This is a genomic window from Bartonella sp. MR168JLCBS, assembly GCF_042194175.1.
In genome coordinates this window covers 1-16,685 of record NZ_JBHIMP010000016.1, presented here as the reverse complement: position 1 = coordinate 16,685, position 16,685 = coordinate 1, and the positions used below count along the sequence as shown (strand labels likewise).

The window sequence follows — 16,685 nt, the reverse complement described above, 5'->3', positions numbered from 1 at the left end:
ATCAATACTCATTGGTTCCTTATGCGACCAATCCCCCAATGCCCATCGGGATAAAAAACACCCGTTAAAACAAAATGAAATGTGCCTTCACGCGTTGCTTTTGTCAGATCAATCCTCTGCAACGAAAACCCAGGCTCTCCACACCCTGGATCATCGAGTGCTTCAACAATTGCTTGATAAAGCTGCATCATCGTCGCAGGATCAGCATTGGCGTCTTGGAATGCTCCAACATCACATCCATAATGACGACGCAAAACCCGTGTCCCAATTCTTGTCGTCAGACATTTACGAAGTGACTGTTGGCAATGTGCCCAACCATATAAGAGAGAGCCATCCTTTTCGCTTATCCCACACCGCATGCTTTAAGCCCCTTTGCTTGTCTTTGTGGTAGAAACAGTTGGGGCCGCAGAAACAACAGGTGCTGGTTTTTCAGCAATCTGACCAAGCAGCAACGGATATTTAGCCGCTTCCTCACTTAAACAAATTTCTTCACCTTTGCCCGGTGAACGCTTGCCTGCAACAAAATCGGCATTGGTTAAAATAACATAAGTGTTCTCACGCATGATAAACTCCTTTAAAGGGGGTAAGAGGTTGTGGAGGGACCCATTTTGACCCCACCGTGTTTGTGGCTTGCGCCAACAGATTTTTGATTGTGCTGCAAATCTTCTGCTTGAATGTGCACACTACCCGTTAATTCAACACGGGTTGATTGATGAGAAAGCACCAAACCTTTTTCACTCAAATGGATTTGGTTTTCCCCATGGGAGAGAATGAGTTCATCCTTCGTGATACGCAAAGTACCATAAGAGCCGTCACTTTTCTTTCCTCCTTTGTGCTGTAAGAGCTTTATCTCGTTGCTCAAGCGTGTCTTCTAAATGAATAACTTTTCGTTTCTTATCGAAATATTTTCCTCAGACTTTGAAGCCTGTTATTTAAATTATCAACTTCGTGATCGATCCTTTTAATCTCTTGATTTAATTTATCAATATGTTCATGATGTTTAGAAATCACTTCTAAATAATATAATGATTGAGACTGATCCTTAAGCTTATTTGCTTCATTTAATTCTCGAAAAGCCTCTGTTCTTTTCTCAACATGCTCAAATAAAGTAAAAACCTTCTCGAGCCGTTCAAAAATTGCAGCATTCCGCTTTTGCGTTATTTCATATTTATAAGTCAGTTGCTTGTTATTTGGCATATTTTTCAGCAATGCAAAATAGAGTGCCTGCTGTTCAAAAGCTATTCTCTTCAAGTCCTCTACCGCCACCCCCAATATTTGCATTGTATCGTTCCATCCTCTCTCCGCATTGTCTTTTTCAAACTTTGCTGAATCCAACTTCTGAACCGCATCATCACGTTCCTTAACAACTTGGGAACAAAATAATTTATCTATACCCGTATAGCCATGCGAGGTAGATAAAAGATATATTAGCAAAAATATGATAAGCAATAAGCCTTCCCTCAACAGAACTTTTTTTGTAAACATTTTTTATTTGCTCGTATGCAATAAATTAAAATAAACAATTAAATTTGTATTGAAAAATTAATAATGAAATTTATTAAATCTATTTAGAATAATCTATGATAAAAATAAAAAGGGATAAATTGTACACAAATTAAATACTCAACAAACAAAATAAAGCTATAAAAACTAATTTATTCAATAAAATAGTCATAGATTTTTCTGTCTAGCTTTATATCTCTATAGGAGCAATTTAATCACTTTATAGGTGACTTTAAAATATTTTAATAGGATATTATAATTACTTCAAAAATAACATTTTGATTAATAAATATACTAACAATTATAAAATGATGCGTATACAAAACGGATAACCACAATCAATGTAGTGATCAACTACTTTATAATATAGATTTGTTTGTTTTATCCGTAGCAGCAATAAAAAAGTTTGTGTTTTTACATAAATTCAAATTTATTCATTTTTTATATTATATTTTATGCTATTACTTTTAAGTTAATAAAGATCATAGAGTTTTAAACTGATGAGATGCGTTCTTTTCTCAATGTACGCTCATTAATATTTGATGTAGGAATATTTACTTTACATCATAAAAATGTATTTACAATAATAATATTTTATATAGGATCCTCCTCCCATGTAATGTGGTGAATAATGAAAACATCAATAACGAGGAGGAAATCATGGATCATACAGAATGTAAGTAATAACTAAAGAAATTTACCTGAAATTATTTTTCAGGGAAAAGTTGGTTTGCTCTACAAGTGGGGAGGATAAATGAAACAACAATATATTTTAGGAAAATACACACATATTGTTGTTCGTGAAGAGGATGCTATTTTTGGTGCAGGTTCAAACCAGTTTATTATCAATGATAAAAATTTTTGGGAGAACTTAGTGCTTATTGCGGCACAATGGATCAAAAAAAAGACAGTAGATGAAGTTTACAATTCACTATCATTAATCATGTTAAAAGAAAATTTTGACCGTGCGTTTGATTTTCTTGTTTCTAACCATTTTCTTGTCAAAGCTGAAACATCAGACAATATCCTCAATAATCGATATTCCAGAAGTCATCTCCATTATCAAAGCTATGGTATGCATCCAACCTCTGTTCAGCATACTCTTTTGCAAAAAAGTGTCGTCATTTTAGGGGGTGGTGGGATTGGTAATCATGTATCAGCAATGCTTGCATCCTCTGGCGTTAGAAAATTGACTCTTGTTGACAATGATGTGATCGAGATGACCAACCTTACCAGACAAATTCTTTTTACTGAAGAAGATATCGGTCTTCCGAAAACAACAGTTCTTAAACGTGAGCTGATGCGGAGAAACAGCCAAATTGAAGTTCATGAATTACAAATGTTGATTACTGAAAAAGAGGATATCAACAAATTACCCAAAGCTGATTTATGGATCATTTCTGCTGATTCACCTGTTCAGCTAGGCCTATGGATCAATGAATGGTGTGTGAAAAATAAACAAGCCTATATAAATTCCGGTTATGTTAATGATATAGCTGTCTTTGGTCCATTTTACATACCTGGTAAAACTGGTTGTTACGCATGTAGCTCGTCTATAGGCAATCTTCCGGCAAAAAGTGATCACCTTATTTATGAAGCTTGTATTATGGTTAATAATAACTTCAAAGTTGCTACATTTCCCCCTGTTAATGCACTTTCAGCTGCCATGTGTGCTAATGATGCTCTTAAATTTTTGGGTGGTTATGGAAGCCTTCTTTCCACGGATCGCCGTGTGGGGATATGGAGCAGCCAACTTTTCACAGAAGAGCGTTCTCTAAAGAAAAATCCTCACTGTAAGGTTTGTGGAACAACACAATGAACAGACCTCGCACCCTTGCTCTCAACTATGGATCCTATAATGCTGTCCGCATGCTGATCGGCGTTTACCATGCGATTTTTTTAATGTCCATGGGAGTTAGTCTGGCGCAATTAGCTCTGCTTCAGGTTGTCTTTTCCACCACCATCCTGCTGCTTGATTTTCCCTGCGCTGTTTTATCTGACAGATATCGACGTAAATATTCCGTTATGGCTGGGGTCTTTATGACAGGAATATTTTATCTTCTATGCCTTCAAGCTCCCAATATGACGGCACTTATTATTGCGCAAATTCTCTATGCAGCGGGCATTTGCATCATTGTCAGCGCCATTGACGGATGGATTTACCATTCTCTAGGCGATAAACAGGATCACTTTTCGCATTATGCTCATCTCTACCACCAAGTTAACTCTTTCGGAAGTATTCTCAGTGGAATTATAGGAATTGGAACGATCTATTACTCTGGACAATATTTTATGGGATATATCATCTCATGCCTCATGATGGGATTTATTTTTTTGATATTCCTTATTGTTCCTGAAGAAAAGAAAACGACAATTGAAACATCCAAAACAAAAACAATCTTGCACAATGCCAAGGAAACGCTTTGGATCTTTCAAAATACAGTAGGAGGCGCATGGTTTATTTTCCTCATGTGCCTTTTTAGCGCTGGTATTCAAATTATTTATCATTTCTGGCAACCGATAATACTTTCAGGGGGGAAAATTAATCACCTCAACGGTTCGCAAATGCTCGTCTTGATGTTCTGCCATATTGGAGCCTTTTCAGCACAATATTTTTCAAATTTACTGATGTCTAAGTATCATGTTCTTGATAAAAAATATAAGAATTCTATAAAATATTTTTCCTTCTTTTCTGCGCTGATGTGCATAGCGCTCTATTTTTCAGTTCATAGCCATCAAACTGCTGCATCAGTCATCGCCTTCTCTTTAATCCATGGATTTATTTGCACTGTACCGATAGGGGCCAAAAGCTTATTTTTCTCAGAACTTAACCAAAAACAAACGCAGCATATTTCCGGTATTGTTGGTGCTGTATCTTTTAGCGGAAGAATATTTTCAATTACAGTATTAAGTATTATTTCTTTTCTTCCTGCAAAAGTTTCTCCATCTTACTACCTAATATTACCGACCATTACTTTTTTCATGTGTGGTTTGGTTGTCATGAGATGGATGAAACACTCTCACAAGTCGCTATGAGAGGAAATTTTTAAAATTATCACCCACAATGTTTTCTTCTAAAAGAGATCGATAATTTTTTGAGAGCATTGCCACATCCAACTTTCAACATACAATGAAAATATAAAGCAATATTATGATTTATAATCATAATATAGCAAACTCAAATATCGTAAGATCCTTTCTTTTAAAATCTGTTTTTATGGTTGAAACAATCAAAATCATTGCTTGCACATCATAAGTGGAGAAAGCCGTATAAATAAAAACAATTTAAAAAGGAAAAATGCCTCTGATGAACTCCCATAATCAAAGTCTACCACAACATGGAAGCAGGTGTATAATATGCCTCGTGGCATCTTCATAAGTATACAAATGGTGTGGCTCTATAAGACTTTATATGCCTCACAGAAACTTTTGCATTTTATACCATTTAAGAGGTGCCGTCGCAAAATAGGCTTATACACATTAAGAGATATCTCTTTAACACAAGTGCATAAATTGGCAACACAAGTATATTTGTGTTTAGAATATTCTTTTTATATGAGAGGCATAATCCCAACGGGATAAACAAAAACGTAAGACACATAATCTTCATTATTTAAAAGACACGACCATAGAAACGTATGAAAGTTATAAAACTGAATTAATAAGATGATGATAAAAATAGGAGCTAACTTCCACCTTTTCTGCTTTTATATTTTTTCAAAATTAAAAAGACCCTTCCGTTTTTAGAAATGACTCGTTAGCAAATATATACAATATTTTCTCCCCTATTTGATATATAAAAGCTGACATAACGGATAAAGCAAAAGCTTAGCAAAACAACATCATAAGATAATAAATGTGCCACCAAACGATTGGAACGATATAGGGAAGTCAAAAACACTTTTTGGAACAAAATCCGTAACATATCTAGCTTTACGGCCGCTTATTCTTACAAATGTTCGTGCTGCTCCCTATATCCATAAAAATAAATAAGCAATCCTTAGCTAAAAAATATGCAACGTCAATGTGATGCTACAACAGAGATTCGCTTTCCTTTATCAACAAAAGCATGAGAAATTTTGAAACAAACCCATCTTTCTCGCGATAAATTTTTTCCACAACTGATCATATTTCCTTTAATATAAATTGGCATAACGATTTACGTAAAACATATTGCGCTTAAAACATCCCCCATTGGTTTTGCTTTAGTTTACGCCATTAGAAAAAAAGTTTTTGTAACTTGTTTCATGAAACATAAAATAAAAAATAAACACAGGAATTAAGAAAATGAGCAACCACACGCGCTACTAACGCAGGTATTACAATTTCGCAAATAAATTTAGATGGAAGAAAGATAAAATAGCACCACTCTATACCAAAACAGCCGATAGAAAACGTCTAGCAAGAAAAGCAATTAAAAAGCTTCACAAAATTGGGATTAGTAGAAAAGCAAATGGGCACAAATTACTGAAAATAAAATTCCCACACACAATCGACTACTTTTATAATAATAGATGGCGAAGATATAATAATAGATGGCGGAGAGGAAGAGATTCGAACTCTCGAGAGCCTTTTGAGCCCTACTCCCTTAGCAGGGGAGCGCCTTCGACCACTCGGCCACCTCTCCAACAGAGAGGCATAAATGGTATCAACAGAAAGTTCAAGACATTTTCGACTTTTTTCCCAAATATCTGAAATTTTTCTCCTATTGAGCCCATAGGGATAAAAAGTTAACAAAACAAAAATTGTGTCTTTTTTACCACATTATCTCGAATAGTACATGTATACATTACAAAAAGGTAATTTCATATTTGAAACTCTAAAAAGATTAGTATAGCTAAGGTAACAAGTGCCGCGTATTTTATTTATGTCTTTGTCCTTAATGCGTTAGGTGAATGATACTCTTTAGAAGAAGATTAAACGGACCTCGGAGATCTTATATGAATATTAAATCCCTCTTTTTAAGCTCTACAGCAGCTTTTTTAGCAATTTCTGGAGTACATGCTGCTTCAACAGTTATCGCCGAACCCGAACCTGTAGAATATATTCGCGTTTGTGATGCCTACGGAAAAGGATATTTTTATATCCCTGGAACAGATACCTGCATACGTTTATCAGGAAATGTTCGTGCTGATTTTATAGGCGGTGATAATATCGATGCAACAAGCGAAACTGAACTTAGAGACAAAAGAAAAACCTATGGCGCATCATCACGGCTCACCCTTGTTTTTCAAGCAGCTTCTGAAACAGAAATGGGAACACTCCGTTCATATGCAAGAATTTTCTCAAGCTGGGGTGATGGTAGAGACAGCGCTGGTGCAAGGCTTTCAGCCGCTTACATTGAACTGGGTGGTTTTCGCGTAGGTCTTGATGACACAATTTTCAACAGCTGGACTGGTGATTATGGAAATGTTCTCAATGATGATAGCATAGCACCTGCCGGCACAACACGCACCAATTTTATTTCCTACACCTTTAATGGTGACTCCGGCTTTTCTGCTATTATCGGAGCTGAATTAGGCAATAATTCAGATTCTCTTCCTGGAACAGCAGGATACTATATTGATAAAGATGATAAGCTTGTTTCTATCACGAAGGATACTCCTCTTCCAAGTAAAGCAATTAAAAATTACACCCCGAATGTGGTTTTGGGTATAAAGTTTATGCAAAAATGGGGTGGTTTTTCAGCGGTTGCAGCATATGATACTTACTACAAAAAGTGGGCTGGAAAAGTACGTGCAGATTTCAATATCAATGATCGTTTCAATCTATGGGTAATGGCTGGTTATAAAAATGGCCTTGATTACTACACAGTAAATGAAAATGATGAGTTATCACGAAAAAGCACAACGATTTATGCAAACTGGGGCGGTAAATGGGCTGCTTGGGCAGGTGCCACTTACAAACTCACTCCAAAGGCAAATTTAAATGCACAGGTTTCTTATAGTTCTGTAAAAACTTTTGCAACTTCTGTAAATATTGCATATACGCTGGTTCCAGGATTTGTAATTACACCTGAATTAACCTATGTTAATTGGAATGATGATCGCATTGTAACGGATAAAAATAATGATGAAAAACATTTATTCAATAAAAAAAGTGCTTTTCAAGGTATGATCCGTTTACAGCGTTCATTCTAATCCTATTTAAGCTAAAGATTTTAAAAACTGGCAACATAAGTTGCCAGTTTTTATTTTTGCAATCAAACATCATGAGCATCTTTCTTGATACTTATTTTCTTGTCTTTTTGACAAAAATTACTGACTTTCACAAAAATATTCTCAGAAAATTAACCTAATGTGCTTGATAAGAACACTGCGTAGGCGGTGCTTACACATCAATTCAAACAATCTCTTGCGTGCCCTTTAAAGGTGAACAAATACCTTTGCTTTATTACCAAATTGGTCTTTCTTGGTAATTTACTTTTCACCTTTGTTAATTCAGCTCATGATCTTCTCAGATAAATTCTACACTGAACAGATAAAATATTGAAAAAACAAGACATCATTGTGTTTTTTATATGCATGAATGTGTCTTCTATTAACATCCTAAAACACAACATTTTACAACACTGCCTCGCATTAAAAAACTTAATCATCAAGAAACATGTTGTCAAAACGATGAAAATATCCTCCAAAGCAATAAAAGAGAAAATAGATATGTCTTCAAAAAATGAATTGACCTCTTCCCCTTCTAAAGAATAGAGACTCCTATCAGTAGCAATCTGTAAACGACCCACCTTTTTTTGAATCTGCATCACATTGATTTATAATGATAATCTATTATTTTGCATGTTGAATTAACCAAAACCATTCACTTGTACATGACAAATGGAGAGAGCCATGTGAAAAAAACAAGTAAAAAAAATCCTTTTATGCATCGTTTTAAGCCCCAAGGGCTGTAGTAACATTGAGATCTGGCAAAGTATATAATGGTGCTAGGCACTTTTATTAAGCATAAAAATGAGAATACACTTCATAGAGGATTTTAGATTATATTCTTTATGAACGTCGCTGTAAAATATGTGTTGTGATACAGACTAAAAGACATTTCTTTAAAACAAGCATGTAAATATACAATACAAGACCATTTTGATTGAAGCGTTTTATCTTGCGTAAGGAACATGCCATCATATACGCAACATCTTGACTTTACTCGTTTTTAAAGGAAGAAAAATATAAGACAAAGAAACAGTAAAATTTAATCTCTGCAAATCATAGAGCCTTCTATAGAGTTGTGTTTCCATAAAACGCCTTATACCGTACATGGGATTTTTTACACGATTAATGCCCTTTTTTACATAAAGCGCATTGGCAAAAAGAAGCCTCTCTTGATAAGAAAAAGGCTTACACGTAATCATATTTTCAATTAAAAGGCATTGAATTCACGGAAAATACTTATCAACCAATGCATAAAGAATTGCTGCTGTTTCAACATCTAGAATCCCATCATAATTTTCTTGACGAAAATGAAGTTGAAATGCTCGGATCAAATCTTTGTATCCTGTTTGGGTACACGCAGCAGAAATGTCATATCCATAACATTTTAGCTTCGCCAAAACATCTTCTTTGGATGGAAAATTCTTAGAGAATTGCTCTTGATAATGACTTTTTAGTTCATCATCATACCATGCTCCTATACCTGCCCTATAAAGTTCTCTCCATGGAAAAGCTGCTCCTGGATCACTTTTCCTTCCAATGGCAATATCACTATGTCCCACAACATCAGTTGGCATAATATCGGGATACCGTTGAAGAATATTCAATGCAAGCTCCTTAACGGCATCAATTTGTATTGGATTATAAGGAGGAAATATACCCCCCTCATCATGACAAGCCATAAAATCAACTGTCTCTTCTGGAGACTCAGAATGACCAGTCGCTAAATTAACGATTTCAATCCCGATAGATGCATCATTGAGATGACTATGCCCAGCCCATGAACTCACACCCGCATGCCATGCACGCTCATTTTCATCGACCAGATTAAAAATACGCATGTCCGTAAAGCCTGCCTCACGATATGTCTGCTCTGAAGGATCAGGAACAAGATAGTGTGCACTAACCTTTTCTCCTGTAAGCGCCATAATCGAGGATTTAAAATCAAGTGCCGTATAATGCATGACGAGAAAACGAACGCGACGATTAAAACTCTTGACAGAACGATAACTGTTGTAATCAATCTGATACATAAAAGCCCTTTCTTTTTTGCTTAAAAAGACCACTGCGCACCACAACAAATAGGACACAAATTGTTAAAAAATTTGCAACGAACTTCCTATCTAGATACTAAGAATTACGCCTAAAATTTGTTCATCAAAAACATTGACACTCTTATCAACAATTAAGACACATTTTTATTTTTCCCACACACACGCGTAAAATGTTTTTAACCACATTCACCAACACACCGCATTAAATATTTTCCTCAAACAAATTCCTAAAAATTACCAATCAAAAGAAAAACAAAAGCATAAAATGATCACTCCTTAAATTTTCACGTCTTACAGAAAAAATAGTTTTTCCTGTTATCAAATTGAAAAATATCGCCCCTCGGAAGCGAACTCCCAACTATCGCGCAATCACACAAAACTTATAGGAAAAATTTTATGAGCTCTTTACAACAATTTATTATCAGATAACTGAATGGCACATATTCCAATAAACTGGACGTATTTTTCAATAAAATTTGCAAAGCTTTCCTGTAAATGACACGACTTCTTGTCTTTTCACAACATCACTTTTTGATTTACAAAGAATCTTAATTATTTACAACGCTTGAGGCACACGAAGCCCCTGGATTCCTTGTCATAGACTCTATTAAAGATAACATATTGATTTATAATAATAATTAATCATTTATAAATATTGAATGCAGCGAGCCTAATATAGTAAAGTTTTTCTTAATCTTGAATCAATCAAAGTCATTTAATTACACATCAAAAGAAAAATTAACCTATAGATAAAAACCACCTAAGAAAAGGATAAAAATACTTCTTATAATAGAACGTTCAATAATTTGAGCAATATTTTTACGTCCCCATAGAGGTTCATTTGCTTTTCTCAGTTTGCAAATATCTTTTTAAAACCAACCAAGCTGCATATTCTTGTAAGACGACACCTAAAAGTGGTCGCGTATAGGGAAAAGTTACACGATCATCGTCATAACCTTTCATCCGTATAGTCATCGTGGCATGTCCAAGGCTTTCTTCTTGATTTTCTAATGTCTCGATAGAAGGTGATAGGCTCACTTCAACCTCAAGATTTGGAATATTTTTTGTACTTTTTTCTATGGGTTGAAAATATTTTAAAAGCTGCGGATCATTGGAAGACCAATGAACCTCTGCATGCATCGCTAATTGTTTACAAGTAGTAGTCACTTCTGCACCAACCAAATAGGGGTGAAAATGATTTTCAAATTCTTCCACGAAATGTTGTTCCAAGGGCGCTTCTGATTGACCAATCAGTTGCACAAGAACATAGGGACTTTTCCATAAAAAATGCCGTTCAAATGGCTCATTTTCAAGATGACAATCAACCCACTGCGCAATGGTACTTTCATCAATTCCAATCAAAGTCCATGCATACCTCGCACGCGATACAGAAGAATATTTCTTCTCATTGTGTTCTAAATAATTCTCTAAAAGCGCAAGAGCCTGTGATGGTGGACCAGGCAAAACAACAAGCGTACTTCCATCGCAAGAGAGATAAAACCCTGGTGCTGTACCCGTAGGATTATCAAGCACGGTTGCTGTCTCAGGAAACAATGCTTGACGCGCATTACTCTTATCCGCCGTAATCCCTAATCGTTGTAATTGACCTTTTATTGTTTGCCAAACATCTTCATGATGTACCAAAGGCTGCTGCACGGCTTTTGCAACCGCATCACGTGTTATGTCATCTGATGTTGGTCCCAATCCCCCACTGATAATGATAAGATCTTCTTGTCCAAGACAAGAAACAACAGTTTCACTGATTTGCTGTAATTGATCAGCACAAACAAAATGACGTGTGACTTGAATATTTCTCTTGTTTAAGCTTTGGCTTAGATCTTGTAAATTCGTATTCAAATATTGTCCTGAAAGGAGTTCATCACCAATAGTAATAATTGCCGCATGACAAACAGAGACAGGTTTCATGAGAGAATTGCGAACAGCTTCAGTCATTTGACGGGTAGAGGCTACACCTCCTAGATCGTAAGATACAGTTTTTCCAGCACGAATAACCTGATCAACACTCTCAGATAATTGTTTTGCTTCCTCCTGAAAGCCTAAATGTTCTAAGAGTAAAGCCGTGGTATAAAGCATCGCAGAAGGATTTGCTTTATTTTGTCCAGCAATACGTAGTGCGCTTCCATGAACAGGTTCAAAATAAGCAATCTCGCTCCCCACATTTGCACTAGGTGCAAGCCCCAATCCTCCCATTACTCCAGAGCCAAGATCAGAGAGAATATTGCCAAACATATTTTCAGCAACAATCACGCCAAACTGCTCTGGCTTCGTTACAATCCACAAAGCAACTGCATCAACATTATGAATATCTGCTTCAATTTCCGGATAGTTTTGCGCAATTTTCTCAAAAATTTCTCGCGAAAATTGTCCACTTTCTCGCATAACATTGGGCTTATCAGCAAAAGTAACTCGCCTCATGCCATATTTTCTTGCATAAGAAAAAGCGTATTCAAATAACCGCTCTAAACCAAAGCGTGTCTGCAAACGGACTGTCCACGCAGCTTCCTCAAGCCCATATTTTGTCAAATTGGGATGTCTTAACCAAGCGGCTGCTTCAGGAGTGATACCCCGAAAATCCAATCCAGCATAAAGACCTTCACTATTTTCTCTGATAACATAAAAATGAAAAGGTTTTTTCGGACCAAAGATGTATCTTATAGGGCGTATATTTGCAAACAACCCTAATTTTTGGCGAAGCTGAAGTACAGGAGAAACATAGGCAAGGTTTTGCTCTTTTAAATGCGGTTCAAGTTCTTTTAAAGCCGCTTCTTTTCCTTTACTGGTCACAGCTCCAAGTAAAATCGCATCACTCTGAGTAATTTTTTGCCAAGTTGCTTGAGGGACAGGATCTCCTTCCTGTTTCCAACATTCAAAACCAATATCACCATAAGTAAACTCAATTGGCAATTGAAATTGCTCTAAGACCATCAGCGCAGCATCACAAACCTCTGGTCCTATCCCATCACCAGGTAATACAAGAACTTTCTTTTTCATAATCCCTCCATCCATTCATCAATGACTGTATCCGTCATAACAGGATTATCCTCCCACAAACGCGTACCAGCACCAGAGATGATCTTATATTCATGATTGAAACAAGGACTTTTCGTCTGATTATCTACCGTTGCAAGTTGTGACTTTTCTCCCACTAAAGCTAAAAACTTCCCCTTATACTTAACTATTTCATCTCTAGCATCCATCGCCAATAAGAGTTTAAAGCCTCTTGTCATGCGTTCAATTGCCACGCTTTTTTGTTGATCAGGAGCCTCCAATAAAACTCTTTTTTTCATAATGCCAGAAGGATGCATAAAACCATTGAGTATTTCCAAAGCTCCTGATAAATCATTATTTTCTAAGTAAACAAGAATATCTCCAAGGCGCCGTTGCAAAACCTTATCAGGATAGCCAGGTGCATTCACAGCAAGCACAGCTTGAACATTGGGAAGCCGTGCTGCCAATATTTGTACCAACATTCCAGCCATAGAAAATCCCACAAGCACTGCGGGCTCTTTAAAATAGCTTTTAAGTTTTTCTTCTATAAAAGATAAAATATCTACAGCAGAATGATTGAGAACATGAGAACTCTTAGGAAAAAGAGAAAGCGTATCCAGCAGAGTGACAGGGAATCCTTTTGATAAGCATAGCTTTGTCAATGGAGAACAAAAAACACCACCATCCCAAATTGGCATTACAGGAGAAAGAATAATAATAGGAAGGCTCATTGATCAATTCCTCCCCTTATTTTAAAACATGCATTAGAGCCAAAACTTTTCCCACCCAATATAATGAAAATATGTTGAAACTCTAGGCTCATACTCCCCCCCCATCATAATCGATTTGTTAAACTCAAACTAAGCTTGTAACAAATTTTAAACCCATTCAATCCAACAACTTAATAAAAAAAATTCATCTAATGTACAGGTGCCCCATTTGTGTAAAACATCAAAAGCATTTCCGCATAATGCTTTCTTTTTATCATTTCACTCAGCTCATTTCTGAGGTCATAAAATGACGCGCTTTTTGAATATAAATGATAAAACCAATCATACAACACACAGCTAACAAAGTGGCCATAGCCCGTGGGCTATGACCAGAGATTTTTCCGATAACCGCTGCACTTAGCGCCGCACTTCCTAATTGCAAAGATCCCATAACACCAGAAGCCGCTCCCGCAGCTTTCGGATGCGATGAAATAGCCAACGCTGTTCCTAACGGCAATAAAAAACCATTACCAAAAGTCAGAACAGCAATAGCCATAAAACTTGTCACAAGGGGCCATGGGCTTAGATACATTTGCACAGCAAAGAGCACGCCTCCTATAACAAAAATAATGTATCCTCGACAGACAGTCTTTTCCATAGACTCGCGTTCAAAAAACCATCGCGCCAAAAGATTTCCCCAAATATAGGGCAATGAGACACCAATGTAGCTATAACTAATGTGTATTGGTGATAGACCCAAAGTCGTGAGTAAAAAAGGCGATTCCACAATATAAGCAAAATAAGCTATGTAAGAAAAACACGGAATAAGTGCATAAAAAATAAATTGTTTATTTCTAAAAACGCCTAAATATGCCTTCATCAATCCTACAGGAGAAAAATGCTGCCGTTTTTGAGGGGGCAGAGTTTCCGTTAGCACAAAACAACACAGCAAAATGGTCAAAAATATAAAAAAGCTTAAAAAGATAAAAGTTGCCTGCCAATGAAAAGCTTGTATCAAAAGTCCACCAATGAAAGGTGCAAGTGCTGGTGACATTCCAATAAAAGGGAAAACAATCAAATAAAGTTTTCCGGCTGCTTTTTTATCTAACAAATCATTGATAATTGCACGACTTAAGACAAGTCCCGCACAAGCACCAAGACCTTGCAAAAAACGTAACACAAGAAAAGCGTGAATATGAACCGTATAAATCGCACCAAATGTTGTAAATAACCACAAGAATAAGCCCAATAGAAGTGTTTTTTTACGCCCAAAATTATCACTCAGTGGCCCATAAATGAGCTGTCCAACTGCCAATGCCAACAAAAAAACTGCCACTGCACTCTGAATTTGAGATTGTGTCACTTGATAATATTGACGCATCTCTCCCAGTGCTGGTAAAAAAATGTCGGTAGAAATCAATCCCCCCGTCGATAAACATACAATAAGTATAATGAATGGTAATGTATATTTATGAATCATAAAGAAAATCACACTTTTAGTTAGAGATTAAATAGTATTTAATTAAATATAACAAATATAATTATATTTTATGCTTATACATACAAATAATAATTATTAAAAGTGTTATTATTTTACTTTGTAAAAATATTATTTTTCTTATAGACAGCGTTTTGTTTTACGGACTTCATGGGACAAAAAGTTATTCCCTAAATAAGCTTTCCTGTACACACATCTTGCTATAACACACATCAACCTTTTTCAGAAACATCATAGACAAAATGCACTGATATTACATACCTTCTCCGCGACAACAATGGTATTCTCATACAATATCGAGTGAAATGAATCTACAAAATTCAAGGAAGAAAAACGGTCTATTGACGGCTCTACTCCAAAATTACGACCGTACAAAGCCCACTTCTAACACAACAATAGCTTGAAAAGCCTATCAACATAAACCTTTATTGTAAAGAATTTAGGTCTATCAGCTCATAGAGTATAATGACACCCCTGCAAAAAAACAAATATACTTTGCTCATTGCATGAAACTTTTTACTTAAGATAAAAAATTAAAAAAACTGTATAACATATTGATAAATATAATACTGTAATTTAATATATTTTTATTTAATTGACTCATAAGAGCTGTGAATGTGCATAATAGAAATAACACGCGTCCCATTACTGATACCCCTTACAGTTGAAGGAAAAACATATACAGAGATTAGTTTACGACGTGCAAAAGTTAAAGACTTAAGAGAAATAAGCAAAAAGGAAGGGATCAAGCAAACAATAGAAATGATTGCCTGTCTTTCGGGATGGTCTTATGATATGATCAACAAACTTGATGAGCATGACTTTTCAAATATCAAAGATATTTTGGACTCCTCAGTAAAAAAAGCGCTCGACAAAATAATCAGCATCAGTAACGATATTAAAATGGCTTTGAAAAATCCATTCACAAGCTATGTCGAAAGTTTTATCCATAAAATAAAAACACTCATGGGAAAAATAATGAATGTCTGTATTTTCAGCAACACCATGTTGGAAAAATGCAAAAACAGTTTGTATAAAGATATATTTGAAACAAAGGATATAAAAAACATAAAAGAAGAAATCTTTAGCGACTATACACCAATAACAGTGCATAACCCTTCTAATACACCGATTCAAATGAACATTATAAATTACGGTACCTTCATACAAAATAGTCCATCAGAACATGTGCATATTGCATCTCATCCCAAAACTGAAAACACAACAAAAAAGTCAATTTTGGATATAATCTTAAAATTGTCAGACATTGCCTCAAAAATTTTGAATCTGCCTTCTTGGTGTTGGGAGCTTTTACTTAAAAGATTGAAATAATTTTTCGAGCATCGTTTTGATATAGAGCAATAAGAGAAGGAAAAACAGCTTAGAACACTAATGTTTCTTCCTTCTCTTTTATCTCTCATAGCTTTTTGAATTGAATACTTTTGATATTTATTTTGAATAATTGAAGCATTCTTTTAATCATAAGTGCAATATAAAAAAACTAAAATTTTAGAAGACGCGCTGTTTTTACAAAAAAATGAAATAATAAAATAAAGACTCTAGAATTTTAAGTAATGATCACCGTCCTGTTTTCGATGTTTTCTGTCCTTTTTAGCACATATCTATTCACTTTTGGAACATAATTGGCAAAAAGACATTGTATCTCCAGCATATTCAAGGAGATAAAACATGGAAACTCGCATTCCTGAAGACACACCATTCGATACGAATTTTCTAGGAGAAACATCTCTAG

The 16,685-nt window shown here is 35.6% G+C and carries 12 protein-coding genes, 1 tRNA gene and 1 pseudogene; 5 read left to right on the top strand and 9 right to left on the bottom strand.

Translation table 11 applies throughout. From position 1 onward, the window contains the following. Positions 1 to 8: 8 nt before the first annotated feature. From ACFIK8_RS07955 to ACFIK8_RS07940, 4 genes are read right to left on the bottom strand one after another with little or no spacing between them, the layout of a single operon-like run. Positions 9 to 359 carry a GPW/gp25 family protein gene (locus ACFIK8_RS07955; RefSeq protein WP_375636597.1) on the bottom strand — a complete coding sequence of 117 codons (351 nt, stop codon included), beginning with the start codon at positions 357 to 359 and terminating at the stop codon, positions 9 to 11. Positions 360 to 362: 3 nt separating this feature from the next. Further along, positions 363 to 563: a hypothetical protein gene (locus tag ACFIK8_RS07950; protein ID WP_375650608.1), complete on the bottom strand. Its 201-nt coding sequence runs from the start codon at positions 561 to 563 to the stop codon at positions 363 to 365. 11 nt (positions 564 to 574) lie between these two features. Then, entirely contained in the window at positions 575 to 862 is a 288-nt protein-coding gene (locus tag ACFIK8_RS07945) for a hypothetical protein (RefSeq protein ID WP_375669138.1), read from the bottom strand. A gap of 32 nt (positions 863 to 894) precedes the next feature. Beyond that, on the bottom strand, positions 895 to 1,485 hold the full coding sequence (locus ACFIK8_RS07940) for a hypothetical protein (RefSeq protein WP_375636603.1): 591 nt from the start codon (positions 1,483 to 1,485) through the stop codon (positions 895 to 897). Between the two features lie 772 nt (positions 1,486 to 2,257). Between ACFIK8_RS07940 and ACFIK8_RS07935 the strand changes: the two genes are divergently transcribed. From ACFIK8_RS07935 to ACFIK8_RS07925, 3 genes and pseudogenes are all read left to right on the top strand, one after another. Next, positions 2,258 to 3,322, top strand: a complete 1,065-nt coding sequence (locus tag ACFIK8_RS07935) for a ThiF family adenylyltransferase (RefSeq protein ID WP_375669137.1) — start codon at positions 2,258 to 2,260, stop codon at positions 3,320 to 3,322. Next, on the top strand, positions 3,319 to 4,539 hold the full coding sequence (locus ACFIK8_RS07930) for an MFS transporter (RefSeq protein WP_375656252.1): 1,221 nt from the start codon (positions 3,319 to 3,321) through the stop codon (positions 4,537 to 4,539). Before ACFIK8_RS07935 ends, ACFIK8_RS07930 begins: the two co-directional genes overlap by 4 nt. A gap of 1,255 nt (positions 4,540 to 5,794) precedes the next feature. Continuing rightward, positions 5,795 to 5,934, top strand: a pseudogene (locus tag ACFIK8_RS07925) (integrase); the annotation flags it as partial. 105 nt (positions 5,935 to 6,039) lie between these two features. Here the strand turns inward: ACFIK8_RS07925 and ACFIK8_RS07920 are convergent. Next, positions 6,040 to 6,130: transfer RNA gene (locus ACFIK8_RS07920), tRNA-Ser, on the bottom strand. Between the two features lie 313 nt (positions 6,131 to 6,443). On the opposite strand from ACFIK8_RS07920, the gene ACFIK8_RS07915 reads away from it, so the two are divergent. Beyond that, a complete protein-coding gene (locus ACFIK8_RS07915) occupies positions 6,444 to 7,643 on the top strand; it encodes a porin (protein ID WP_375669136.1) in 1,200 nt (399 codons plus the stop codon). 1,244 nt (positions 7,644 to 8,887) lie between these two features. Here the strand turns inward: ACFIK8_RS07915 and ACFIK8_RS07910 are convergent. From ACFIK8_RS07910 to ACFIK8_RS07895, 4 genes are all read right to left on the bottom strand, one after another. Then, entirely contained in the window at positions 8,888 to 9,694 is an 807-nt protein-coding gene (locus tag ACFIK8_RS07910) for an N-acetylmuramoyl-L-alanine amidase (protein ID WP_375669135.1), read from the bottom strand. An 858-nt stretch (positions 9,695 to 10,552) separates the two neighbouring features. Next, positions 10,553 to 12,727, bottom strand: coding sequence for an isocitrate/isopropylmalate family dehydrogenase (locus tag ACFIK8_RS07905; RefSeq protein ID WP_375669134.1), 2,175 nt, complete (start codon positions 12,725 to 12,727; stop codon positions 10,553 to 10,555). Further along, the gene (locus tag ACFIK8_RS07900) at positions 12,724 to 13,455 is read right to left on the bottom strand and encodes an alpha/beta fold hydrolase (protein ID WP_375669133.1); all 732 of its coding nucleotides are present in this window, start codon (positions 13,453 to 13,455) and stop codon (positions 12,724 to 12,726) included. Before ACFIK8_RS07900 ends, ACFIK8_RS07905 begins: the two co-directional genes overlap by 4 nt. 262 nt (positions 13,456 to 13,717) lie before the next feature. Further along, positions 13,718 to 14,914 carry a multidrug effflux MFS transporter gene (locus tag ACFIK8_RS07895; RefSeq protein WP_375669132.1) on the bottom strand — a complete coding sequence of 399 codons (1,197 nt, stop codon included), beginning with the start codon at positions 14,912 to 14,914 and terminating at the stop codon, positions 13,718 to 13,720. A gap of 633 nt (positions 14,915 to 15,547) precedes the next feature. Between ACFIK8_RS07895 and ACFIK8_RS07890 the strand changes: the two genes are divergently transcribed. Continuing rightward, positions 15,548 to 16,264, top strand: a complete 717-nt coding sequence (locus ACFIK8_RS07890; protein WP_375669131.1) for a phage tail assembly protein — start codon at positions 15,548 to 15,550, stop codon at positions 16,262 to 16,264. The last annotated feature ends 421 nt before the right edge of the window (positions 16,265 to 16,685 follow it).

What these genes read in the sequence shown, in the direction of transcription:
- ACFIK8_RS07905 (WP_375669134.1), bottom strand. Translation starts at nt 12,727, where the DNA reads ATGAAAAAGAAAGTTCTTGTATTACCTGGTGATGGGATAGGACCAGAG.
- ACFIK8_RS07940 (WP_375636603.1), bottom strand. Translation starts at nt 1,485, where the DNA reads ATGTTTACAAAAAAAGTTCTGTTGAGGGAAGGCTTATTGCTTATCATA.
- ACFIK8_RS07950 (WP_375650608.1), bottom strand. Translation starts at nt 563, where the DNA reads ATGCGTGAGAACACTTATGTTATTTTAACCAATGCCGATTTTGTTGCA.
- ACFIK8_RS07915 (WP_375669136.1), top strand. Translation starts at nt 6,444, where the DNA reads ATGAATATTAAATCCCTCTTTTTAAGCTCTACAGCAGCTTTTTTAGCA.
- ACFIK8_RS07895 (WP_375669132.1), bottom strand. Translation starts at nt 14,914, where the DNA reads ATGATTCATAAATATACATTACCATTCATTATACTTATTGTATGTTTA.
- ACFIK8_RS07900 (WP_375669133.1), bottom strand. Translation starts at nt 13,455, where the DNA reads ATGAGCCTTCCTATTATTATTCTTTCTCCTGTAATGCCAATTTGGGAT.
- ACFIK8_RS07955 (WP_375636597.1), bottom strand. Translation starts at nt 359, where the DNA reads ATGCGGTGTGGGATAAGCGAAAAGGATGGCTCTCTCTTATATGGTTGG.
- ACFIK8_RS07910 (WP_375669135.1), bottom strand. Translation starts at nt 9,694, where the DNA reads ATGTATCAGATTGATTACAACAGTTATCGTTCTGTCAAGAGTTTTAAT.
- ACFIK8_RS07890 (WP_375669131.1), top strand. Translation starts at nt 15,548, where the DNA reads ATGTGCATAATAGAAATAACACGCGTCCCATTACTGATACCCCTTACA.
- ACFIK8_RS07930 (WP_375656252.1), top strand. Translation starts at nt 3,319, where the DNA reads ATGAACAGACCTCGCACCCTTGCTCTCAACTATGGATCCTATAATGCT.
- ACFIK8_RS07935 (WP_375669137.1), top strand. Translation starts at nt 2,258, where the DNA reads ATGAAACAACAATATATTTTAGGAAAATACACACATATTGTTGTTCGT.